Origin of the sequence: Providencia xihuensis (genome assembly GCF_041953405.1) — a bacterium.
GTDB lineage: Bacteria > Pseudomonadota > Gammaproteobacteria > Enterobacterales > Enterobacteriaceae > Providencia > Providencia vermicola.
In genome coordinates, this window is the sequence record NZ_CP169565.1 from 1,373,586 (window position 1) to 1,397,619 (window position 24,034).

General features: G+C 38.1%; 22 protein-coding genes. 9 read left to right on the plus strand and 13 right to left on the minus strand.

The annotated features are described in order from the left end of the window. Window positions 1–121: 121 nt before the first annotated feature. From ACE2AL_RS05960 to dbpA, 3 genes are all read right to left on the minus strand, one after another. The gene (locus ACE2AL_RS05960) at window positions 122–835 is read right to left on the minus strand and encodes a substrate-binding domain-containing protein (RefSeq protein WP_375084145.1); all 714 of its coding nucleotides are present in this window, start codon (window positions 833–835) and stop codon (window positions 122–124) included. Further along, on the minus strand, window positions 835–1,878 hold the full coding sequence (locus ACE2AL_RS05965) for an ABC transporter substrate-binding protein (RefSeq protein WP_272539073.1): 1,044 nt from the start codon (window positions 1,876–1,878) through the stop codon (window positions 835–837). Before ACE2AL_RS05965 ends, ACE2AL_RS05960 begins: the two co-directional genes overlap by 1 nt. Before the next feature lie 165 nt (window positions 1,879–2,043). Then, complete coding sequence (gene dbpA / locus ACE2AL_RS05970; RefSeq protein WP_272539074.1) at window positions 2,044–3,417, minus strand: ATP-dependent RNA helicase DbpA; 1,374 nt, start codon at window positions 3,415–3,417, stop codon at window positions 2,044–2,046. A gap of 234 nt (window positions 3,418–3,651) precedes the next feature. Here dbpA and ACE2AL_RS05975 point away from each other — a divergent pair, with 234 nt between their 5' ends. Beyond that, window positions 3,652–4,053 carry a hypothetical protein gene (locus ACE2AL_RS05975; RefSeq protein WP_375084146.1) on the plus strand — a complete coding sequence of 134 codons (402 nt, stop codon included), beginning with the start codon at window positions 3,652–3,654 and terminating at the stop codon, window positions 4,051–4,053. A gap of 69 nt (window positions 4,054–4,122) precedes the next feature. Here ACE2AL_RS05975 and ACE2AL_RS05980 read toward each other — a convergent pair whose 3' ends face one another. Both ACE2AL_RS05980 and ACE2AL_RS05985 read right to left on the minus strand, forming a co-directional pair. Next, a complete protein-coding gene (locus ACE2AL_RS05980) occupies window positions 4,123–5,562 on the minus strand; it encodes a YfcC family protein (RefSeq protein ID WP_375084147.1) in 1,440 nt (479 codons plus the stop codon). Between the two features lie 24 nt (window positions 5,563–5,586). Then, complete coding sequence (locus ACE2AL_RS05985) at window positions 5,587–6,717, minus strand: M20 family metallopeptidase (RefSeq protein WP_272573392.1); 1,131 nt, start codon at window positions 6,715–6,717, stop codon at window positions 5,587–5,589. A 1,339-nt stretch (window positions 6,718–8,056) separates the two neighbouring features. Here ACE2AL_RS05985 and ACE2AL_RS05990 point away from each other — a divergent pair. The 5 genes from ACE2AL_RS05990 to ACE2AL_RS06010 are packed head-to-tail and all read left to right on the plus strand — an operon-like array spanning window position 8,057 to window position 13,235. Continuing rightward, window positions 8,057–9,202: a PLP-dependent aspartate aminotransferase family protein gene (locus ACE2AL_RS05990; protein WP_206082797.1), complete on the plus strand. Its 1,146-nt coding sequence runs from the start codon at window positions 8,057–8,059 to the stop codon at window positions 9,200–9,202. 36 nt (window positions 9,203–9,238) lie between these two features. Then, on the plus strand, window positions 9,239–10,663 hold the full coding sequence (locus tag ACE2AL_RS05995; RefSeq protein ID WP_206082796.1) for a Na+/H+ antiporter NhaC family protein: 1,425 nt from the start codon (window positions 9,239–9,241) through the stop codon (window positions 10,661–10,663). Window positions 10,664–10,679: 16 nt separating this feature from the next. Then, window positions 10,680–11,675, plus strand: a complete 996-nt coding sequence (locus ACE2AL_RS06000) for a D-cysteine desulfhydrase (RefSeq protein ID WP_272681199.1) — start codon at window positions 10,680–10,682, stop codon at window positions 11,673–11,675. A gap of 26 nt (window positions 11,676–11,701) precedes the next feature. Continuing rightward, entirely contained in the window at window positions 11,702–12,841 is a 1,140-nt protein-coding gene (locus ACE2AL_RS06005; RefSeq protein ID WP_375084148.1) for a trans-sulfuration enzyme family protein, read from the plus strand. 49 nt (window positions 12,842–12,890) lie between these two features. Further along, entirely contained in the window at window positions 12,891–13,235 is a 345-nt protein-coding gene (locus ACE2AL_RS06010) for a DUF3088 family protein (RefSeq protein WP_206082793.1), read from the plus strand. Window positions 13,236–13,292: 57 nt separating this feature from the next. Here the strand turns inward: ACE2AL_RS06010 and dmsD are convergent, their stop codons facing one another. The 6 genes from dmsD to ACE2AL_RS06040 form a co-directional block, all read right to left on the minus strand. Further along, the gene (gene dmsD / locus ACE2AL_RS06015; protein WP_206082792.1) at window positions 13,293–13,910 is read right to left on the minus strand and encodes a Tat proofreading chaperone DmsD; all 618 of its coding nucleotides are present in this window, start codon (window positions 13,908–13,910) and stop codon (window positions 13,293–13,295) included. 183 nt (window positions 13,911–14,093) lie between these two features. Then, entirely contained in the window at window positions 14,094–14,951 is an 858-nt protein-coding gene (locus ACE2AL_RS06020; protein WP_375084149.1) for a DmsC/YnfH family molybdoenzyme membrane anchor subunit, read from the minus strand. A gap of 1 nt (window position 14,952) precedes the next feature. Continuing rightward, a complete protein-coding gene (locus ACE2AL_RS06025) occupies window positions 14,953–15,570 on the minus strand; it encodes a DMSO/selenate family reductase complex B subunit (protein ID WP_206082790.1) in 618 nt (205 codons plus the stop codon). 10 nt (window positions 15,571–15,580) lie between these two features. After that, the gene (ynfF, locus tag ACE2AL_RS06030) at window positions 15,581–18,007 is read right to left on the minus strand and encodes a selenate/tellurate reductase subunit YnfF (RefSeq protein ID WP_272681198.1); all 2,427 of its coding nucleotides are present in this window, start codon (window positions 18,005–18,007) and stop codon (window positions 15,581–15,583) included. Between the two features lie 617 nt (window positions 18,008–18,624). After that, window positions 18,625–19,092 (minus strand): hypothetical protein, encoded by a 468-nt coding sequence (locus ACE2AL_RS06035; protein WP_272681197.1) that lies wholly within the window; start codon window positions 19,090–19,092, stop codon window positions 18,625–18,627. Between the two features lie 253 nt (window positions 19,093–19,345). Next, window positions 19,346–19,816, minus strand: a complete 471-nt coding sequence (locus ACE2AL_RS06040; RefSeq protein ID WP_375084150.1) for a multidrug/biocide efflux PACE transporter — start codon at window positions 19,814–19,816, stop codon at window positions 19,346–19,348. Window positions 19,817–19,926: 110 nt separating this feature from the next. On the opposite strand from ACE2AL_RS06040, the gene ACE2AL_RS06045 reads away from it, so the two are divergent. Further along, window positions 19,927–20,787 carry a LysR family transcriptional regulator gene (locus ACE2AL_RS06045; RefSeq protein ID WP_272573395.1) on the plus strand — a complete coding sequence of 287 codons (861 nt, stop codon included), beginning with the start codon at window positions 19,927–19,929 and terminating at the stop codon, window positions 20,785–20,787. A 182-nt stretch (window positions 20,788–20,969) separates the two neighbouring features. Then, window positions 20,970–21,449 carry a DUF4822 domain-containing protein gene (locus ACE2AL_RS06050; protein ID WP_206082785.1) on the plus strand — a complete coding sequence of 160 codons (480 nt, stop codon included), beginning with the start codon at window positions 20,970–20,972 and terminating at the stop codon, window positions 21,447–21,449. Window positions 21,450–21,502: 53 nt separating this feature from the next. Here ACE2AL_RS06050 and yegD read toward each other — a convergent pair whose 3' ends face one another. Continuing rightward, the gene (gene yegD, locus ACE2AL_RS06055) at window positions 21,503–22,855 is read right to left on the minus strand and encodes a molecular chaperone (protein WP_272573396.1); all 1,353 of its coding nucleotides are present in this window, start codon (window positions 22,853–22,855) and stop codon (window positions 21,503–21,505) included. A 173-nt stretch (window positions 22,856–23,028) separates the two neighbouring features. Between yegD and ACE2AL_RS06060 the strand changes: the two genes are divergently transcribed. Continuing rightward, the gene (locus ACE2AL_RS06060) at window positions 23,029–23,295 is read left to right on the plus strand and encodes a GDCCVxC domain-containing (seleno)protein (RefSeq protein ID WP_206082783.1); all 267 of its coding nucleotides are present in this window, start codon (window positions 23,029–23,031) and stop codon (window positions 23,293–23,295) included. A 149-nt stretch (window positions 23,296–23,444) separates the two neighbouring features. Here ACE2AL_RS06060 and ACE2AL_RS06065 read toward each other — a convergent pair whose 3' ends face one another. Continuing rightward, window positions 23,445–23,843, minus strand: a complete 399-nt coding sequence (locus tag ACE2AL_RS06065; RefSeq protein WP_206082782.1) for a hypothetical protein — start codon at window positions 23,841–23,843, stop codon at window positions 23,445–23,447. Window positions 23,844–24,034: the final 191 nt, after the last annotated feature.

Sequence of the window (24,034 nt, forward strand, 5' to 3'; positions counted from 1 at the left end):
TATTTTTCTCAGGCCAAAAAAATCCGACGCATTTTATAGCCATCAAAATAAAAAGCAAACGTTTTCGTATATTGTTCAATATTTTTAATTTATTGATTTGAAATGTGTGCTCTTAGGTGATTTATTGCAGAGTGGTAAATCCATATTCAGTAAAAAGTTTTTGTGATTCAATCTGTAATAGGTAATTTGCGAAAATTTCTGATTTTTTTGTTATCAATGCCATGGTGTAAATCGCTTGGATATTATCGTGATTTGGAATTGGGAGCGTGGTGAGGTTTGGCAGTTTTGCAATTTTTTGTTGATAGTGATGATAGCCAATAAATAAGTCTGCCTGATGAGATTCTATTAACCATTGGGAAGCTAATTGACCAGAAGGGATCACGGGAGAGTTTTTCCCACCGACTAAGTGGCGAGTACGAGCTTGAATCTCATTAGCAAGGTGAGGATGATTCAGGCGAATTTTATCGTAGAGTTGGATAACATAATCCCCACAAGGGTCATCGTGGGGCGTAGATGTGCCAATGATAATATCTGGTGCACTAAGCAATTGCAGCCAATTTGGGTACTTTTGGGCAAGCAGTGTCGTTGTGGTGATTCCTAGGCGGTTAGTAATAAAGGGCAAAGTGGCATAGGCGATATTTTGTTGCATTAATACTAGGGGATGTGCTTTATCCGCAGAAAGAAACAGATCACAATATGTACCTGCCTCAATTTTTCGCCGTAATAGACCTGCGGGGCCAAACTCACAGGTGATTGCATGCTCATCCGCTTGCGGAAAATGCGTTAAAATGGCAGTCAATGCGCCACGTAGACTGCCCGCTGCCATAATATGCATTAATGGTTGCCTTGATATTGAGTACGATAGAATTTTTGATACCAATTATTCACTTTTGCATCCACATCAACATCAGCAAATTTTTGGGGGTAGAGCTTGCTCGCCATCCATAATTCACCTAACGCCATAGCTTCAGGCATTGGATAACCCCATGCTTTCGCATATTCAGGCATTAAAAAGACGCGTTTATTTTTAACAGCATCAATAACTTGCCAGCGCGGGTCATTGTTGATTTCATCCACTACGCTTGGGTATCGGTCTTGAATGAAAATGACTTCAGGGTTCCAGCTAATCACTTGTTCTAAGGAAACTTGTTTGTATCCTTTGATGGTTGATGCGGCAACGTTCATCGCCCCTGCATGTTGCATCATTAAACCCGTGTATTTTCCAGAGCCATAAGTGGTGAGCTCAGGGTTCGCCATGTAGGCTCGAATACGTTGATTTTCAGGAATATTTTTTAAGTGTTGAGCTACAACGTCGCGGCTATCAAAAGTTTCTTTAATCAGTGCTTTTGCGTTGTCGGGTTTATTGACGATATCCCCAATCAGCGCAATGCCTTCTTTTAAGCCTTCGTTGTATGCCTGTTCTTCGTTGATAAGTTCAGGATTGACATTGTTTTTTGCTTTGCCACTATTTTCTTTTTGCAATGAAATTGCCACAACAGGAATGCCCACTTGGGATATTTTATCGATCATTTCTTGCGGGGCATAGTTTGTTACAAATACCACTTGAGGTTTTAATTGCACTAAACTTTCAAGGTTAACACTTTTGAGGTCACCGACATTGGGAACTTTGACCAATTCAGGAGCAAGTCTTTCATAATTTTGCCCAAGTTGTTCACGCCAATTCCCCATGACGCCAACGATTTTATCGGTGGCATCCAACTGAACCAGTAAATTTAATGTTTGGTGTTGGAGAACGGCGACACGTTCAATCTGGTCGTCAATGACAACTTTTCGACCTAATTGATCGGTAAATTCTCGCTCAGCTAAGCTGGCGAATGAGCAAGATAAAGCCAAAAGGCCAATAAGATATTTTTTCATTGTTATATAACCTAGTATTTCGATGTAAATTGATTTATATAACGATTAATTTCAAGGGTCAACTATCATTTGGTGAATTAATGGGTTTAAACTTGATGTTAAATAAGAAATAAAAAGAAAAATTTAGCGCCTAATAAGCTTAGACGCTAAATCACAACAGAAAGGCTATTTTAAGAGTCGCGCTTTAACGGATTTACCTTTGATTTTACCTTGTTGCAGGTGTTTCCACGCTTGCTGAGCCACGGAGCGCTTTACTGCCACATAGGCGTGGGTTGGGTGAATGGCAATTTTACCAATGTCTGCGCCGTCAAGGCCGACCTCTCCAGTGAGAGCTCCTAAAATGTCACCAGGGCGCATTTTAGCTTTTTTGCCGCCATCAAGGCATAACGTCACCATTGTGGCTTCAAGTGGTGTAATGCGAAGACCTGCGGGTTCGGGTTGCCAGTTTAGCTTCATATTTAGCATTTCTTCGAGGGCATTTGCGCGTTGTGCTTCTTCAGGGGCGCATAGGCTAATGGCTAAACCGCTTTCACCTGCACGAGCAGTACGGCCGATACGGTGCACATGAACTTCAGGATCCCACGATAATTCATAGTTAATCACCATTTCAAGGGCTTTAATATCGAGTCCGCGGGAAGCGACATCGGTCGCAACCAACACGCGGCTGCTCCCATTTGCAAAGCGCACCAAGGTTTGGTCACGGTCACGTTGTTCTAAGTCGCCATGTAGCACTAACACACTTTGCTTGCTGTCATTTAGTGCATCATACACCGCTTGGCAATCTTTTTTGGTGTTACAAAAAACGACGCAAGAAGCGGGTTGTTCACGGCTTAATAATTTTTGTAATAATTCGATTTTACCGTGGCGTGAGACTTCATAAAATTGCTGCTCAACCGCAGGTAATTCATCAACACTATTGATTTCAATTGTTTGTGGCTCGTGCTGAATTTGTTGGCTAATGCGTGCTATTTCATCTGGCCAAGTAGCGGAAAACAGTAAAGTTTGTCGGCTTATTGGTGCGTAGTTAATTACGGTTTCAATGTCAGGCATAAAGCCCATATCTAGCATTCTGTCCGCTTCATCCAGCACTAACGTTTGCAATTCATCAAGTTGAACGGTTTCGCGGTTTAGGTGATCAAGTAAGCGGCCTGGCGTCGCGACAATTATATGGGCTGCATGAGCAAGGGAATCGCGCTGCACGCTAAAAGGTACACCGCCACACAAGGTGAGAATTTTAATGTTTGGAATTGCACGGGCTAAGCGGCGTAATTCGTTGGCGACTTGTTCTGCGAGTTCGCGAGTAGGGCACAAAACCAATGATTGGGTTTTAAATAATTTGGCATCAATACGTTGCAATAACCCCAAACCGAATGCAGCAGTTTTACCGCTGCCTGTTTTGGCTTGCGCACGAACATCTTTCCCCGACAGGATAGCAGGAAGGGCGGCCGCTTGGATCGGGGTCATACTGAGGTAACCTAACTCTTGTAGGTTAGACAGTTGTTCCGCGCTCAGCGCGTTAAGATCAGCAAATGAAGTCACAATAAAATCTCAAATAATAAAAAGGAGCTAATGGCGCCAATGATACTATCCCTGCATGATGCTGTCTGTTTTTAATTCCAAATTAAGGTAGGAAAGGTGGGGTTCAGGTAAGATTTTAGATAAACCAGACTGGAGGATAATTAAATGGACAATTTGCAGCAGCGGCTCAATCATTATCAATGACAAATTCAAGAAAGTGAACTCAACGTTGTCTATGAGTATTTAATTAAAACCATGATGCAAGCAAAGCAATATCTTGCAAATCAATCTGAACGTGGTTTTGAATATGGAAATATCTCCCCAGGTTACCTAGATTACTCATATTTTCCTATTGTAAATACATTTTTGAAACAGCGAAAACTGCGCTTTGGTATTGTGCTTAATCACCGTAAATTGTGTTTAGAATTATGGTTGATGGGGCAAAATGCATCAATACAAAAGGTATATTGGCAAAAATTAAAATCCAGTCCATGGAATACACATTTGACTGAAATGCCGCAATACAGTGTGTTAGCGACTATGCTAATTTCTCATCCTGATTTCACGCAAAAAAGTGCACTATTTGTTGGAATAGAAAAACAGCTGTTCCCACTGATGAATGACGTGATGTGTTTTATTGAAAAAATAGAAAGGTAAGTCATAAAAAGCTTCCTTTCTTATAATAAAGGAAGCTTTGAGCCAGTGTTCTCTATTGTTAACTAGGGATTAAATCGGCCCTAAATTGGTCAGGACGGCATAAACCAGAGCCACAATAGAAATGGCAATCCATGTGAAGACTAATGGCCAAATAAATTTCACCCACGTGGTATATGGGATTTTCGCCGTAGCCAGCACGGCCATTAAGATCCCCGATGTTGGGTTAATGCAGTTCACCACACCTTCACCTAACAGAACCGTTTGTACGGTAGTTTGGCGGGTAATTTCGAGTAGGTCGCCCATCGGAGTAAAGATTGGCACTAATACAGCGGCCTCACCTGAGCCAGAAGAAATAAAGAAGTGCATAATCGCTGCAGTTGCAAACATAGAGAGTGCAGAAAGGGTTTTTGGCAAACCATCCATCATCGAAATAATCGCATTGACGATGGTGTCCAAAATCATGCCATCAGATAATACAATCGCAATAGCACGTGCCATACCAACGATAAATGCACCGCCAACCATACCCGCACAGCCTTTTAAGAAGCCTGTTGCAATGCTATTTGGTGACATACGGTTGAGTACACCAACACCGACCCCTAAGATGATAAACATCGCCATCATCTCTTTTTCACCCCAGCCCCATTCGACAGCACCAAAAATAAAGCCGACTAAGCAGAATGCGCTATATGACAAAGTGATGATATGTAGCGCCGAAATTTTTGAGGTTTGGTGATCAGCGTCATCGACAGCAATCTCTGGGCGAACCATACCTTGCTTACGGCATTTTTTAGTATAGAACGTTAAAAATAAGATACCCGCGATGACGAAAGCGATATAAATCACCATTCGAAAACCAAGGCCAGATAGCAGGGGAACGTCTGCTAAGCCTTGTGATAAGCCAACCGTCATCGGTGCCATGATTGAGGCATTAAAACCAGCATAGGCAGCAACATAGACCAATGCGGCACCAAATTTATCGTCCATCCCAACAGATTTTGCGACTAGCAGGCCGATAGGAACAAATGCAATGATTGAGTTAACGACAATGCCAGTAGTGCCTAAAATAGAAAACACCACAAAGAAAATTGTGATTAACAGAAAATCATTGAGCTTCTTACTGCGCGAAATATTATTCAGTACCTTTTTTATGGCACCAGTTTCTTCAAGAAGATGTAACGCACCACCTGTAAAAATAATTAAAAAGATAATTGGTGCAGCTTTTACTAAGCCATCGGCAATAGACGTGAAGATTTGCCCCGGTAAAATACCGTATTGCTCAGGTAAACGCTCATAGCTACCAGGTATGGTGTAAGAGCTAGATACTTTAGTTTCAATGCCATCTTTGACCATGGTGATGACTTTAGTCTCTGATGCATATTGCCCCGCAGGAACGATCCAAGTAGCAATACCTGCGATGACTAAAATGAAGAACAATAAAACGTAAGGGTTCAAACCTTCCGAACGTTTTTTCGCTGGTGGTGGTGTATTTGTTGACGTTGTTGCCATATTATTATCCTGTTGGATTATTATTTATTGTGTAATACGTTGTAATACATTGAAAAATAACTGTGCTCGCTCAGTTAATGATGGAATTTCTAAATATTCTTTATCACTGTGTTGGTAGCCGCCGATTGGGCCTAAGCCATCAACAGTAGCAGTGCCGACACCTGCTGTGAATGAAGCATCTGAGCCGCCGCCTGTTGAAACGTCGATTAACTCGATATCTAATTTCGTCGCTTCTTGCTTGATGATGTCGATAAGTACTGTACTTTCATCCGTTTTAGCCATTGGCGGGCGATTGATTCCCCCAGTTAGCGTCAGTTTAATGCCATCTAATATCGGTTTGCTGCACACTTCTCTGACTTTTTTATCAATTTCTACGCCTTGTTCTTCAGAAGAAATTCGTACATCGATTTCTGCTCTCGCATTGGGTGCCACAGTATTGACTGAGGTTCCACCTGAAATGAGACCAACGTTAACGGATAAGCCTTGGTCATGGGCAGAGAGTGCATGTAAGCTTTGGATTTTGTGGGATAGCTCTTGAATAGCGCTGATACCAGCTTCAGGGGCAATACCCGAGTGAGAAGCCTTCCCTTCGATGCTCAGTACATAAGTGCCGACGCCACGGCGTGCACTAACAATGGCGCCATTGGCACGTGCAGGTTCCATAACTAAGGCATAACGCTTGCCTAATGCACATTTTTCAATCACACCGCGGGATGAAATAGAGCCAATTTCTTCGTCGCAGTTAAGTAAAATTTCGATATTTTTATAGCGAGAGTCTTGGTTGTCGTACAGTTGCTTCATGACTTGATACACCATGACATGACTGCCTTTCATATCAATCACACCTGGACCATAGGCTCTATCACCTTTGATACTAAATGGACGTTCTGCGACAGTGCCTTTTGGGAAAACGGTATCTAAGTGCAGTAAAATTAAGATATCGGCCTTTACCGATGGGTAATAAATACGGTAGTTATTGCCTAATGATTCATTTTCAATGACTTCAACTTCAAATCCCATTGCTTGGTATTTTTCGCACCACACGGCAGCATGGTTATCGACGCCAGCCTTGTCATAAGAACCAGATTCGATATTCACGACCTGTTCCAGTAGTTCTAACATGGCGGGCTCGTGCACTAAAAAATGATTAGTCATAATGGATTCCTAATATTGTGTTTGTCGTTAATGAGACTGTTTTTATTGTGTTCTGCATGTGGTATTACATCGAAAAATAAAGATAAGAATAAGTGCAATGTAAGAAATTTCATTTTTCTTTAAATTAAATAAATATATGCACCACTTGATAAAGTACTCAGTTTTAATTATTTGATTAAAATTTTTCAATAATTATTGTAAGCATTTTTTATCGTCTCTGTTATGTTTCTATGACACGGATTAACTAAATCGAATTTGATGATTCGATATATAACTTCACTATTATGTGAAAGGTTAATATGCAGGATACCGATAGCGGTCGGTACTTTTTGACTCTATCATACTAAATAATTTGGATACAAGTTTTGTTTTATTTTAATTTAACGCATTGAAATTGAATGAAAAATACAAAATAATTAAATAAATTTAATCATTCGCTATAAATAATTAAGGAACTTTATATTTTGGATTTTTGTTTTACAGCAATGGTTTTTTTGTTTGATTTTATTCAATTTGCTTATATAAAGTATAATTTAGAGTGTAAATAAACCAATATTAAAATTTATATTTTTATTTGAATTTAATAAACATAATAAACTTTATGGTCTTTAGGATTTGAATCGAACAATTATTGAACACTTTGTTTTGTGGATAGCTTTTGATTTTAAATAAGTATAATTATGTGATTTTTGTTCGTAGGTTAAATTGAGATTAATAATTAGTATTACTTTGTTTAAATAATGTGCTAAATGCTGACTTGGTTAATTGGCGATATTATTAGAAACATAAAATGAAGCTACGTTTTTAGCTACCTTACAGAGGTTTGATAGGGTAATTGTTGTTCTTCACTTTGTGGTTGGTAATAAATGAGCTGATATAGCTGAGCAATCTGTAAGAGAGAATAGTTAGGATGGCAAAAGAGAATAAGTTTCTACAATAGCACCATTAAAGAGTAAGTCGGTAGAGATGGTAAGTGAAATTTCGGATAGGACTATGATGCTAATCATGGTTTTCATTAGGCCTGATTACATTGGTTAGTAATATAATTAACTTTTAATATACAATTATTCTTTAATTTTAATAGGTTAATGAATTTTATCTACTGGTGAAGTAGATATTGATAAACTAAATAGTGATATTGTGACGGCTCGCTCATTTCATGTTTATTGATTAACTTATTGTATTTTAAGATTATTAATTTAAATTTAGAAAATTTTTCTCTAAATTTGTATAAAGTCATCGATTTTTAGAAAAATTTTTCTATTTCCCTATGGCATATTCCTTTCAGCAACAAATATAAATAAACACTTTTTTCTCTTTCTATGATTGGGTTTTAATAATGACTAAGAATATTGCTACTGTTTTAATTCATGGTGGAAAACAGCAAGATACTGTCAATCATGCGATTTTCCCTGCAATCACAACCGCGAGTACTTTTGTCCAACAAAGCTTAACTGAACATGGAGAATATTGTTATTCCCGTTGCAGTAACCCAACTCGTTATGCCTATGAAACACTGTTAGCGGAAATTGAAGGTGGAATCTACGCAACAGCGACTGCTTCAGGTGTTGCGGCTTCAAGTTTAGTGCTAAATTTACTACCAAAAGACTCTCATATTATTGCAATGAAGGGCGTTTATGGTGGAACTTTCCGCTTATTTGAGCGTGTTGCAACCGTAAACTGTGGTCACAAAATAGATTATGTTGATTTAAATAATCTGGATGAGGTCAAAGCTAACATAAAAGACAATACCCGCTTAATTTGGATTGAAAGTCCAACTAATCCGTTATTAGAGTTAGTGGATATTAAAGCGGTTTGTTCGTTGGCAAAAATGCATGATATTTTGACTTGCGTGGATAATACATTTGCAACAGCATGGAACCAAAAACCATTAGAATTAGGTGCCGATTTAGTGATGTTATCAGCCAGTAAATATATCGGTGGTCATTCTGATTTAATTGGTGGTGCGGTAATTACACAACGTGAAGATATTGCCAGTCGACTTGATTTTTTAAAAACCACCCTCGGTGCAATTGCTTCTCCCTTTGATGCTTACCTTGCATTACGCGGCTTAAAAACATTGGCATTACGCATGTCAGCACAATGCAGTAATGCGCAGAAAGTCGCAGAATATCTAGCAACACACCCGAAAATTGAGCACGTTTATTACCCAGGTTTACCATCACACCCACAACATCAGCTATGTAAAACACAAATGCGAAGCGGGGGGGCAGTTGTGACGATTAAATTAAAAGGTGATATTGAGGATACAAAAACATTTTTATCTAAGGTGACTTATTTTGTATTGGCGGAGTCTCTTGGTGGTGTGGAAAGTATGGTAAACCATTCAGCGACCATGTCCCATGGTTCAATGACTAAAGAAGAAAGAGAAAGTATTCATGTTTACGATACGACATTGCGTTTATCAGTAGGTATTGAAGATATTAACGACTTATTAAATGATTTAGAAAAAGCATTATCTTAATTAAAATCACAATAAAATATAATAAGAGAGCACCCCATGAATGATTATGGAATTTGGACCATTGTCACTCCACTGGTCACGATACTTTTAGCCATTTTTACACGCCAAGTTATTTTATCTTTATTATTGGGAATATTAGTCGGGTTTACCGTTATTAATGATCATAATATATTATTAGGTGTTAACGGAACACTCGATGGAATTATTAATACTTTTGCCTCACCTGGAAATACAAAAACAATTCTATTTATGGTCATGATAGGCGGTATTATGCGCCTTGTTGTGGTTACAGGTGGTGTTAGGTCACTTGTTAGATTATTGACTAATAAAACCAAGTTGATTAAAAATAGAAAAGCAGTTCAATTAATGGCAATGATTATTACGTCATTAATTTTTATTGAAAGTTCAATTAACCAGTTAATTGCAGGTGCGTCAACAAAAACACTCGCGAAGAATTATGGTGTTTCGCCAGAAAAAATGTCTTATATCGTGCAAACATCCTGTGTGTCGGTGTGCTCGTCAGCGATGATAAACGGTTGGGGGGCGGCAATGATGGGGGTGATTGGCGTGCAGATATCAAAAGGTTTTATTACGGGTGAACCTTTTGAAATTTTAGCCAGCTCGATGGTATTTAATATCATGGCATGGTTTTCTTTAGCTTCGGTTTTATTTTATATCTTCTCCAATTTTTCTTGGGGGCCGATGAAAAAAGCAGAATTGCGAGCTCATGAAGAATCGTTAACCATCTTATCCGCGGAAAATACTGAGCAAGATGATGAAGATATTATTGAACATCCTAATTGCCATACATCTTTAAATTTCTTTATCCCAATTTTATCAACGGTATTAATGGTCCCAGTGGCTTTATATATCACTGGTAATGGTGACTTTAGTAAAGGCAGCGGCTCAACATCTGTTTATTGGGGGGTCATGTTTGGAACGCTAGTTTCTTTTGTCTGGTTCTTAGCGCGTCGCGTATTAAATATTGAGAGTTTCTTTAAAGAACTATATATCGGTTACGCTAGCATGGTGAAAATCAGCTCAGTCATGATATTAGCATTCTTAATGGGGACAGTTTCCTCAGATTTAAATACTGGGGCTTATATTGCTGAAGTGACTTCTGGTGTTATTTCCCCTGCATTCTCAATCGGTTTTATTTTCTTAATTAGTGCTGTAATGTCATTGGCAACAGGCACATCGTGGGGAACGTTTGCCATTATGATCCCTATCGGTGTGCAATTAGGTATTTCAGTGGGAATGCCAGTGGAATATATGATTGGTGCAGCTATCGCAGGGTCTATTTACGGCGATATGACATCCCCAATTTCCAGTGATGCGATTGTGGCTTCCATGGCAACAGATTGTGACCATATTGAACATATCCGAACACAAATGCCTTATGCTACTGTGACAGCTGCATTTGCTCTGATGGTCTACCTCTATTTAGGCTTCACATATTAATCTGGATAATATTCAAATGAATATACAAGAAAGGCTTTCAGCAATAGCGAAAATTAATTTATTGCACACCGCAACGCCATTGGTGAAATTGAATAATATATCTGAATACCTTGGTCGAGAAATTTATATTAAACGTGATGATATGACCCCCCTTGCGATGGGGGGCAATAAACTGCGTAAGTTAGAGTTTATTATTGCGGATGCACTACAGAAAAAAGCTAAAGTATTAGTCACTGCAGGCGCTATACAATCTAACCATGTTCGCCAAACAGCCGCTATTGCAGCAATGTATGGTTTAGAGTGTGTGGCTTTATTGGAAAACCCGCTGCAAAGTGGGAATTCCCTATTTTTAAATAATGGCAATAAGCTGCTGACAGATTTATTTAATACTCGCTGTTATTTTTGTGAAGAATTAAGTGACCCTAATGAACAAATGAAAGCATTAATTGAGTCATTAGGGTTAGAAAATGCGTATGTTGTACCTGTCGGTGGTTCGAATGCTCTAGGTTCACTGGGGTATGTCAGTTGTGCTTTGGAGATTGCACAACAAAAGCCAAAAGATATTGATTTTGCTGCGGTGATTGTTGCTTCAGGTAGTGCGGGAACCCATGCTGGTTTAGCTATAGGGTTACAGGTCGTTTTACCTCAAACTCCTGTTATTGGCGTAACAGTCTCGCGTACGGTTGAACAACAACAGCCAAAAGTTGAAAAGCTGCAAAATGAAATAAGTGAATTATTAAACCTTGCTGATTTTCCGAATGTACAATTATGGGATCAATACTTTTCACCTGCATATGGTGCACCGAATAGCAAGGGGCAACAAGCAATTGAATTATTAGCACAAAAAGAAGGGATTTTACTCGACCCTGTTTATACTGGCAAAGCCATGGCAGGGTTAATTGATAATGTATTAAAAGAAACTATTGAAGGCAGTCAGCCGCTTTTATTTATTCATACTGGCGGTTCACCTGCCTTATTTGCTTATCCTGAAATCAATGTGGCAAGTATTTAAAACTATATTAAAGATGTGATGTACCTATGAAGATTAATACTAAAGTTATACACGGTTATCCAATGACGGATAAGTACACGGGAAGTTCATCTATTCCGTTATATCAATCGTCAACTTACTCGCAAAGTAATATTGAAGAAAATTACGCGTATATTTATTCGCGTTTTTCAAACCCAACCCGTGATGCACTAAGCGAAGCTATTTGCTCAATTGAAAACGCACAATTTTCTGAGGTTTTTTCATCGGGCATGGCTGCTATTAGTGCAGTTTTATTAGGGTTTAGCCAGGGAGATCACATTGTTGCCTGTAAAAGTATTTATGGTGGCACTTTTCAGTTAATGACTGAGTTTTTACCTCGTTACGGTATTTCAGTGACATTTGTTGATGCGACAGATCCTAAAAACTATGCAGATGCAATACAAGAAAATACTAAGGCATTTTACATTGAAACGCCATCGAATCCGACACTGCAAGTAACAGACTTAAATGCGGTCATTGGTTTGGCAAAAAAGAATAATTTAATCACTGTGTGTGATAACACATTTATGACGCCGTTATTGTCGGATGTGATTTCGTTAGGTATTGATTTCTCGATTAATAGTGCCACTAAATTTATTAATGGGCACAGCGACGTTATTTTAGGAACCGTTGCAACAAATAATGCCGAATATGCCAAATGGTTACACAAATCAGCGGTTGCTATAGGCAGTATTGCTGCACCATTTGATAGTTGGCTGACCATGCGCGGTTTAAAATCAATGGCAATGCGTGTTGAGCGTTCCAGTGAAAATGCACAGAAGCTTGCAGAATATCTTAACCAGCATTCGAAAGTAAAAAAGGTGTTTTACCCAGGCTTGGTTTCACACCCAAATCACCAGGTTCATATGCAGCAATCAAAAAATGGCGGAATGGTCGTTTCGTTTGATTTAGGCAATGAAAAAAATGTGAAATTATTTTTAGATGCGATTCGTATCCCATTGGTCGCTGTTAGCTTAGGGGGAATTGAGTCAATTATTTCTTATCCTAAGATTATGTCCCATGCCTGTATTCCTAAAGAGGAACGCATTGCACAGGGAGTAACGGATGGGTTGCTACGTTTTTCAGTTGGCTGTGAAGACATTAGTGACTTATTAGCTGATTTAGATAACGCACTATCAACGTTATAACCTGAAGGCTTATTTTTCATCTTTATTCCTTACAAAAATGGGTATCACAATGAAATGTAAATTGTATCTTTTAGATATGGGTTTTTCAGATAAAAATTATCAAGATGACACTTTTTTTTGCCCAGACTGCACAATGCTAGAGGGAATACTCGCTAAAAACCCGAGGTTATCCAATTTCATTGATGTAAGTTATCTGCCTTTTGAGAAACCACGAGAAGAATTAGTGGATATGTGTGGCGAGGAGAATCAATCTTTACCTGCTTTAATATTACCAGAGGGGATAACGTCTTCTTATCAAACTGGAGTGTATAAAAACACGTCTTATATTTCTGACTTAAGCCAAATCATTGCGTTTTTAGTAGATACTTACCATATACCTAAACAGCATCCATAATAAAAACAAGCACCCTAATATTCTTTAGGGTGCTTGTCATTGAATAAATAATGGAAACTATAGATAAAGCTCTTTATTCACCGGTGTCAATTGAGCTTCTTTCTGCAAGTATTTTAAGGTTTCTGTTGCTAATAACGCAGTAGCTTCATAAAAGTTATTACCGCTTTGTAATTGCATTTTTTCCAAATAACGATATACCCAAGGTAAGAAATGAATTTCCAATAAATCATTTAGCAATTCAGGCTTATTTTGGATAACCCACGCTGTTAATAAGAACAATAAGCCAACATGGTCTTCTGGTTCATTGGCATTCAATTCAATATTAATTTGGTTGTTACGTAGCCAAGCTCTTAACTCAAGGGTAGAAATTCCAAATAAAACATTTTCTTTATCGAGATAAACAGAACCCCACGGCGGAGCAGGGAGTGCATTAGGGCCAATAAATAATCGCTCATAGGCCTCTTTTAGCGTTTCAGATTGCTTAGTATCACCTTGAAATAACTGATTAATTCGTTGGCAATCATAATGAGCGGTGAGAGGCCACTCGGTTAACCATTCACTGGTGCTAAATAGCTCAATGAGTCTGCTAACTCGAGGGTCTGAAGGGTCATAGGAAAAGAGTGCGCCTAAAGTTTGGGTGCACAGTGACATGTCATCTAATTGTTTTTGTTCCATACTGATTCACTTCGTCTTTTAATTTTACTAAAAATTTTTAACCATTTGAGTTTCAAATGAAATAAAGGGTGGTTTTCGATTGTACTTATTTATGGAAATATCAACATATTGATTTAACCATCGTAACGAATCATCAGATATTTGTCGACGAGAAGAGGGGGATATCCCCCTCATGAAGAGCAATTAACCTACCACTGCCATACCAACAGTCATATGTAATCCGTAGAAAATACCCCGACCAATAAGTTCACCAAACACTACAAATAAAACAGCAATGAATAAGCTGATAATTGAGGGATTTCTCATCTTAATATGAGGATAAAGCCAAAAAGCTAAACCAAGGAATAAACAGATAGTTCTCCATCCCATTAATGATGCGTAGTCAGGTACTAGTTGACTGGCTTTTTGCACAGAGCTTTGAATTGAACCAAGTTCATATCCTTGAGCCGTGACTAAAATACAGCTAGCTATTATGCCGATAATACTGATGAGCGCAAAAGAACGTACCCGACTAATGTCATAGCTGGCTATACGCAATAAAAAAGCAGCTAATACAGGGCCTGCAATTAAGCTAGTTAAAATAAATTGCAAACTACCATATTGATTAAACCAGGTTGGTACTGTTTCAATTTGATAAACGCGAGAAATTGCATAAATAAAAAATGCAGCAGCAAACATGGTGATCATTAACCAAATTTGACCAAGTGATCGAGGCATTTTTTTGAAAAATGAAATAAGCCAATATAACCCACCTAAAGCAAAAAAGAGGGAGCCGCTGACAATTTCATTACTTAATGCAGAATGTCCTACACGTATCATCGAATTAAAAGCGCGTAAGGGTGAACCCATATGTAACATGGATAATAAAAAGCCGATACCCATTAATAACCATAATCCGAACATACTCATCACGATTTGGTGATGCTGTTGCGCGGAAGGTTTAAGTTGTAAAACAAGCGCCATTAAAATAAAAGCGCCAGCGACTGTTTGTCCGATAACAGTAAAGAGTATTAATGGATATTCATGTAAGCCAGCACCCATTTTATACCTCCTCCGGATTTGCAAGATAGCCCGTAGTATCACCAACGGGGCGACAATTATTATTAAGGTTTAAAACAATATTCGGTTTGGTGTAATGTGCAGGTGGAAGAGGGGCAATTTCATTAATGTTGCCGTATTTTGCTCGCAATTCATCGATAGGGCCAAAATCCAACGCGCGTAACGGGCAAGATTCAACGCAAATCGGTTTTTTACCTTCAGCAACTCGCTCAAAACAGCCATCACATTTGGTCATGTGACCTTTTTCTGCATCAAATTGAGGTGCACCGTATGGACATGCCATATGGCAATAACGGCAGCCAATACAAACACTTTCATCGACAACAACAAAACCATCTTCACGTTTATGCATTGCGCCACTTGGGCATACTTTAGCGCAGGCAGGATCATCGCAATGATTACAAGAGATGGACAGATAGTAGGAAAAAACGTTTTGTTGCCAAGCACCATTTTGTTCAGTCCAATCCCCACCGGCATACTCATAAATACGGCGAAAGTGAACATCCGTTGATAAATTTTTGAAGTCTTTACAAGCGAGTTCACAGGTTTTACAGCCCGTACATCGTTGTGTATCAATATAAAAACCATATTGTTGTGACATATCGGGCTCCTTACAGTTTTGCGATTTCGACTAAGTTAGTATGTTGCGGATTTCCTTTCGCAAGCGGTGATGGGCGCTGCGTTGTTAGAACATTAATACATCCGCCTTGGTCGACTTTTGCACCAAACATGTCAGCATCTAACCATGCACCTTGCCCCATCGCAGTTACGCCAGGCATAATCCGCGGTGTGACTTTGGCAGGAATATGCACTTCCCCTCGGTCATTAAAAACTTTAACAATATCACCTTGTTCAATGCCCCGAGCTTTAGCATCGATAGGGTTAATCCAGATTTCTTGGCGACAAGCTTGTTTTAAAATATCAATATTACCGTAGCTTGAGTGTGTTCTAGCTTTGTAGTGAAAACCTGTCATTTGGAGTGGATATTTCTCGCTTAATTTATCTTGATGCCCTTCAAACCCTTTGGCATAAATTGGCAATGGGTCGATAATATCATCTGGGGATAGCTCCCAATTCTTTGAAATTTCAGCAAGAGCTTCCGAGTAGACCTCGATCTTTCCTGATGGCGTTTTCAGTGGGTTGGCCTGTGGGTTATCACGAAATTCTTTAAAACCAATGACATGTTCATCAGGGCATTTGTGTTTGAAAATACCCACTGTTTTCATCTCTTCATAAGTTGGCATATCAGGGAAGCGTTCGCGGCTTTTTTCGCAGAGGTATTTAACCCATTCATGCTGAGTGCGACCTTCTGTAAAGGTTTTTTCAACATCTGGACCTAAGCGTTTTGCAATTTCAGATAAAATTTCATAAATTGGTTTGCGCTCAAATTTAGCACTGGTGGCGGGTTGCCCTAAAATCATATAGGACATATTCCCAGCTGATTCACTCGGAATTAAATCTTCTTGTTCAGTTGGCATTAAATCAGGCAATAAAATATCGCAATATTTTGCCGATGCGGTCATAAAATGGTCGATACCGACAATCATTTCGCATTTACTGTCATCTTGTAAAATTTCATGAGTGCGTGCAATTTCGCTATGTTGGTTAATTAACGTATTACTGGCATAGCACCATAAGAATTTAATCGGTACATCCAGTTTATCTTTTCCTTTAATGCCATCGCGAGTGGCGGTCATTTCAGTTCCACGTTCAATCGCATCGGTCCATGTAAACACCGAAATTTGCGTTTTTACAGGATTATCAAGCATAGGGAACCATTCAACGCCTGAATCATAAGTGCCTTCACGGCAACCTGAATTTCCTCCGCTAATCCCTACATTACCTGTAATAATGGCGAGCATTGCAATGGCTCGTACAGTTTGCTCTCCATTTGAATGGCGCTGAGGCCCCCAACCTTGAACGATATAAGCGGGTTTGGCTTGCCCAATTTCACGTGCGAGTTTGATAATTTTATCAGCGGGGATCCCTGTAATAGTCGAGGCCCACTGTGGTGTTTTAGCTATGCCATCAGCACCATCACCTAAAATATAGGCTTTATAATGACCATTACGTGGAGCGGAAGCTGGCAATGTTTTTTCATCGTAGCCTACGCAATATTTATCAACAAAATCCTGGTCAACCATGTTTTCTGTGATAATGACATAGGCTAATGCTGCTGCTAAAGCACCGTCAGTACCTGGACGTATTGGTAACCACTCGTCTTCACGACCTGCAGCGGTGTCGTTATAACGAGGATCAATAACAATCATTCGTGCATTTGAGCGCTCACGAGCTTGCTCGACATAATAGGTAACTCCGCCGCCACTCATTCTAGTTTCGGCTGGGTTGTTGCCAAACATCACGACAAGTTTAGTATTTGCGATGTCATCGGGGCTATTGGCTTCCTGAGAACCATATAGGTAGTTCATACCTGCACGGATTTGAGCGGTACTATAACTACCATAGCGACTTAAAAAACCACCACATGAATTCATTAAGCGATAAGGGACATTAGAGTTGGTGATGTTGCCACCATCAACACCCGTTCCATATAAAACGTGTACAGCCTCATTACCATAATTTTTCAATGTGTTACGTAAGCTATCGCCAACGATATCGAGTGCTTCTTCCCATGAAATTCGGGTAAATTTACCCTCACCTCTTTTACCCACTCGTTTCATTGGGTATTTCAATCTGTCAGGGTGATTCATACGACGGCGAATTGAACGGCCACGTAAACAAGCACGTACTTGATGGTTACCATATTCGTCGTTACCCGTGTTATCAGACTCAACCCAAAACACTTCGTCATCTTTGACATGTAAACGAAGTAAGCAGCGGCTTCCACAGTTTACAGTACATGAACTCCAAACGACTTTATCCTCAGAGAAGTTTGTTGAAGAGGAGGCATTCATTGCTTTTGCATTAAAAGGAAGAGACAAACCACCCACAGCTGCAAATAGTCCGCTTGCAGCTCCTGATTTCACGACATTACGTCTTGAAATAGGGCTATTTAATAATTTATTTTTTATCTTCATTGTGATGACCTTTATGACCATACTAAATATATGGTTTTCAGGAAATCATCTTACTATTTGATTAAGATGATTTGTTGCGTCATATCAATGAATTAATATTTTATTGGTTGGTAACTTATTGATAATAATTAATTTTCATTAAAAAATATTAAGTTTCCAATCTATTGATAATAAATGATTTTAATTGAATCTTGGTTGGGGGAGTACGATTATTTTGTTAATAATAACTGATAGATGAAAAATGTTTCTCTATTTTTAATTCTTGAATGCGAAATAGAGAAATATTTTATCTGTGGACGAAAAAAATAGTTATCTTTATTTATATGATGTGATTTATCTAATGAAAAATATTTTCATTATTTTAACATAAGTTTCTAATTGAATTTATTATTCGTGAGTTGGCTTGTAATTATTAAGTTTAATGGGAATGAGTTTTATTTTTAAAATTAATTAAATTCAATATTCAGTATAAATGATTGTGCCAAAATTTTCGTGAGGCTAATCGGCTAATAGGTTTTTTGAGATGCGGGGTAACTAAAAAGGCTCAGAATAGTTCCTAAGCCTTGAGCATGATTAGTGTGTGATAAATCGAAATAGTGTGTTAATAACGAATTTTCTTATTTTGTTTGGCTCCGGATTAAGTGTTGTTCCATTGCATAAATCATTGAAGGGGACTGGTTGTTGTGGGTAAAACTTAATGCAACAGCTGCTTTTTCATGGGAATCCATGTCTGAAAGAGATTTGCTAACCCCTGAAATTTTATTAGAAGGTAGTTGGCTTGCTTTAATATGCGACTCGATAATATGCAAAATAGCGGGCGACGTATTATTTTCAGTGGAATTTAATGTGGTTATGGCTTTTTCATGAATGTTCATTTGTGAAAAAGGCTTAGCCACTCCATTGATGCCACTTTTAGGTAAATTTGCGGCCTTTGCATGGGCCGCGATTGCCGCTTCATTTGCATAAGATGTGTTATTTTCATTAAAGCTTAATGAAACAATTGCATTTTCATGTGCGCGGATATCGGCTTGTGCGCTCATGTGAAAAATTAAAAAAAATGCTGATGAGATAAATATTTTTTTCATTTAAATACCTTTAAACAGTTTAGCCAGCTAATATTGGCTTGTGACTTTAAGTGTTTGTTTCTTTAATGCGCTAAATATAAGTGATGAAAAGCAAAGGGAAAATTGACATTTCTGCAAATGTTGAATGCAAAAAACGCATCTATTAATTAATAAACGGAATTTTTTTGCAATTATAGAGATGGATAGTTTGGGGAAATAGAAGAGAAAACACAGGTAACACCGAATATATCGATATCCGGTGTTACTGGGCGAATTAAGTACGTTTTACGATAGGATTAGCACCTTTGGCGTGTTTTTCTTGATGTTCAAACCAACGTACGCGTAAAACATCATATACCAGATTAAATGCATACGTATAAAATAAGAAAAAAGTAAAAAAGCCAACTTCTAAAATAAAGGCATCCCATAGGGTCATGTTTAATAATAAAGCCAACATTGGGACACCTAAGATAACGAAACTAAGTTCAAAACCAACGGCGTGGCCAATACGTACTTTTGTAGATCTTGGTCCTTTTGATAAAGGCCAAAAATGGTCAAACAGCATGTTATAAAATAGGTTTAATAACATGGCGAGTGTGGAAAGTACGATAGCCACTGTTCCCATTTGGAAAATTGAGCGTCCTAAAACCCACGCACTGACCGGTGCAGTTATTGCTATTGCAATGACTTCGAATGAAACTGCGTGAAAAACTCGTTCAGTTAATGTTTTTGTATGCTTGCTCATAACAACCTCAAACTTATAGCAAAATAATGTATTAGTAAAAAAACAGGTGCAATTATTGGTGATTTTTACTATATATACAAAATGGCAGCCATCGATAAAACCGATACCTTATGAATTATTCCATTGAAACATTACGTACCTTTGTAGAAGCGGCATCGTTAAAATCATTTTCTGCGGCGGCAAGGAAGCTCAATAAAAGTCAGTCCACGATTAGTAGCACAATCAGTGGTTTTGAGGATGATATGGGCTTTGTATTATTTGACCGTCAAGGGCGTGAATCGACGTTAACGTTGGCCGGGAAAAAAGTGCTGAGCTTGGTTGAAGATATATTATCAGCTGATGAGCGCTTGCAAGCATTAAGAGTCGAGTTATCTCCAGATATTGAGCCACAATTAAGTTGTGCTTTTTCGGATATTTATCAGCCACCTCATGCTGAGCATATTCTCACAACACTCAATAGACAATTTCCGCATATCGAATTTGAATTTCTAATTGCAGAAAATAATGCGGTTATTGAGATGATCCAAAATCAGCAGGCCCATGTTGGAATGATAGAATCAAGAACTGAATACCCCGCGGATATTTCATATTCACGGTTACCTATTCAAGGTGAGCTCGGATTATATGTATTAAAAACACATCCTTTAGCGCTAGTAAAAAAGGTGACTTACCAACATTTAACGATGACTCGTCAGTTACGTTTGAGTAGCAGTAGTCAAATTATTATTAATAGCGAGAAAAACTGGTTAGCACCTAACTATTTATTGTTATTGGAAATGGCGGAGCAAGGTATTGGCTGGGCTATTTTACCCACATGGTTAGTTAAACAATTTGGCCATGATGTGTTAGTTAGCCTTAATTATGATTTGTGGCCACGAAAAATCGATGTTGATTTAGTTTGGTCTAAAAATACGCCACCTGGAAAAGCAGGCTATTGGTTAATCAATAAGCTACTTGAGGAAAAGGTTTAAATAAATATTTTTTAGTTTTGTTATTGTGGAATTTTTATGTCATTTTTAGATTAAAAAACTAAATATTGTATGTAACAAAATGTTTTCATGTAAATAAACGTAATACTATTTTGATAATAAGACTCATGTCGTTAACCTAAATAAAACAAGTTCTGTTGTTAGCGTTAATTGAGAGGAAGAAAATGAAAAAATTATTAGTACCTACATTATTTGCTGTTGTATCTACTATGTCATTTGGTATTCATGCCGCTACAACTCAAGCTGTGAGCCAAGCTCAGAGCGCGGAGCATAAATTAAATGCTTATGAAGAAATAATGGTCGGTAAAGTTTGGACAACCACGGAAGCGTTGGATCAAGACAAAAAAGCAGTAAGTGCTGATGATAAGCAAGTCGCTAATTTCTTTGGCTTAGCTGAGTATTACCCTGATGGCACATTTAATATGACCACTTTCGATGGCAAACCGAAAATGAAAGGGGATTGGTCATTTGATGAAAATGGAAAAACTCGCTCATTAACGGCGAAAAATGATAAAGGTGAAGTATTATTTACCCGTGTTGTTGAAAACGTCACAGTAACACCAGAAGAATATACTTACCGTATTTACCCTGAACAAGATAGCAAAGATAAGTACTTTGATATTGTCCATAAAGTAAAAAAATAGTTTCTAATTAATGCCGCTTAATGCGGCATTAATTTTAGGCAAGTTATCGTTTTTTATTTAAAACAGGTTTCTGCCCAACGTGCTAATCCTGCCGTGACAGAGCCAAAATCGTCACCTTTTACAATAGGAATATTTGGCAGTTCCTGAGCAATAGCTTGGTGTAGTATCGGTGAACGAGCACTTCCTCCCGTGACAAAAACAGCATTTGGTTGTACGCCACCTTGAATTACGGCTTCTTTTACTAGTTCAATCATTTTACTTTTTGGTGATTCAATAGATTCAACCATCTGATCTTGCTGAATATTCACTTCTAACGCTTCATTCATTAAGGCTATTTGAGCCAAATACTCAGGACTATTTGATAAGGCAATTTTGGCTTCTTCAGCTTTACGAACAAGGCTATAGCCCAATGTTTGGTTATAGACTTCGAGCAAGCGCGCAATTTTTTCAGGTTCTTTCGCATCTTGCTTTAAACGCGTAAGTGCCAATAAGTTCGGTCTTGAATAAAATTCTTTTTGTGCTTCGACATTATTAATGGCTATGGGATTCCAAAATTGCAAAAATGGCATTTTTAACCCAGATGATGATTGGCTCTCCATGCCAAAAAGCGGCATAAGTTGTTTTAAAGCGAGGTAGATATCGAGATCATTCCCACCGACACGTTGGCCACTGTGAGCTAATAATGATTGGGTTCTGTCTTCTGAACCACGGTAACTTGGCCCCATTTGAATTAATGAGCAATCTGTTGTTCCGCCACCGATATCAACGACTAAGATTATTTGGTCATTATTTAACGTTGACTCATATTCTAAACCTGCCGCAACGGGTTCGAATTGAAAAGCAATATTATGAAAACCTGCACGTTTTGCCGCGCGGTATAAAATGGCTTCTGCTTGTTGATTGGCTGTTTCACCACCACGGCCATGGAAGTTAATAGGGCGTCCAATAACGGTATCTGTAATTGGATTGTGTGTACTTATTTCGGCGGTGTCTTTTATATTGCGCATCATGGCGCAGACAAGATCTTCAAAAAAACTTATTTGTGTTTCATGTAAACCAGAAGCCCCTAAAAATGACTTTGGTGATTTGACGTAATAGACATCACGAGGATCCCGTAAATATAAATCTAACGCAGCTTGACCGAATACAATGTCTTCAGGTACTAACTCAACACCTTCTTCTTGGTTAAATGCCATTGATCTTCTTAAAATTTGTTGTCCAATATCATCGGAAGGTGAAATCTTGCAATGGCGAAATAAATGTTCAGAAACGGACTCTCTCGTTGGCGCGCAAAGAGTCGATGGAATATAAGCCTGCTCACCTTCTAAAGGCAGCAATTTAGGTACGCCATTTTCCATTATCGCGACAGCGCAGTTGGATGTTCCATAATCAAAACCAATAAACATCTCATCTCCAAAAATTAAGTGACCAAAGAAAAAAGGGGGAAGACTTTATATCAAGCAGATTAGAATTACTATCAGAATAGTAGTTTTTAGCTTGATCTGTTCTTAGCTCAAGGAATTTGTAATGAAGAAGGGCTATTCTTATGAAAATAAAACGCGGATGTTATGGAGCTAAAATGAGTCATAAACAGATAGAATTAATATCAGTGATCACGTGCCCTGAGTGTAGGAAATCTGAAGCGGAAGAAATGCCAACAAATGCATGCCAATGGTTTTATGAATGCAAGCACTGTGGTGTTTTATTGAAGCCATTAAAAGGGGATTGTTGTGTTTTTTGCTCTTATGGTTCAGTTAAATGTCCACCGATTCAAGAGGCCGAAATTAATGGCTCGTCTTCTTGTTGTTGCTCAACCGTTAAGCTGACCAATAAAAAGCCCATATGAAAATATGGGACTCTAATTTGTTATCAACTATCATATAAATGAAGTGCAGTTATTGACATTAGATATAAATCCTATATTTAATTTATATCTATTTCATTTTTTCTTTTAAGTTAAATTTATAATAAATAGAATTAGATATTTACGTTTTGTTAACTATTGCAGTATTTATTCCAAATGATATTAAATTCATCGTTTGGAAATTCTTTTTCATCACTATCGATTAATGGAATAGAAACGACATTACGTCCATCTTGATGTAGGTATGTTTTGACAATAAATCGCTTAAAACTGTATGAGTTTTGGGTCGTGAAGATAAGAACTTCACCGCAAACATACCCGAGCATGCCATGATCTAGTGTTTCTCTTATTTCATGATATTTAACGTTTTTATACTTTGCTGTCTTTGGGAATGCTAAAAAGTCCTCTACTGCTTTTTGTGATTTAGAGACAATATCTAAATCAGGAGTATAATTACTCGCAACGCCGCCAATAAAGGAGACGCCAGCAATAAGGCCTACGACTAAAAATGAAAATATTTTATTTCTCATAGTATTTATTTCTATATGTAGTTATTTTAATTATCCTTAATAAACACACAAACAGGAAAATGCATATAAGCAGTATATGTAGCTATATGACTATATTAATTACGGTTTTGTACGTATGTGTATTAAGAAATGCTGATTTTATTAAATCTAGCATAAATTTTTTTTAAGTAATATAGAAAGGAAATAATGAC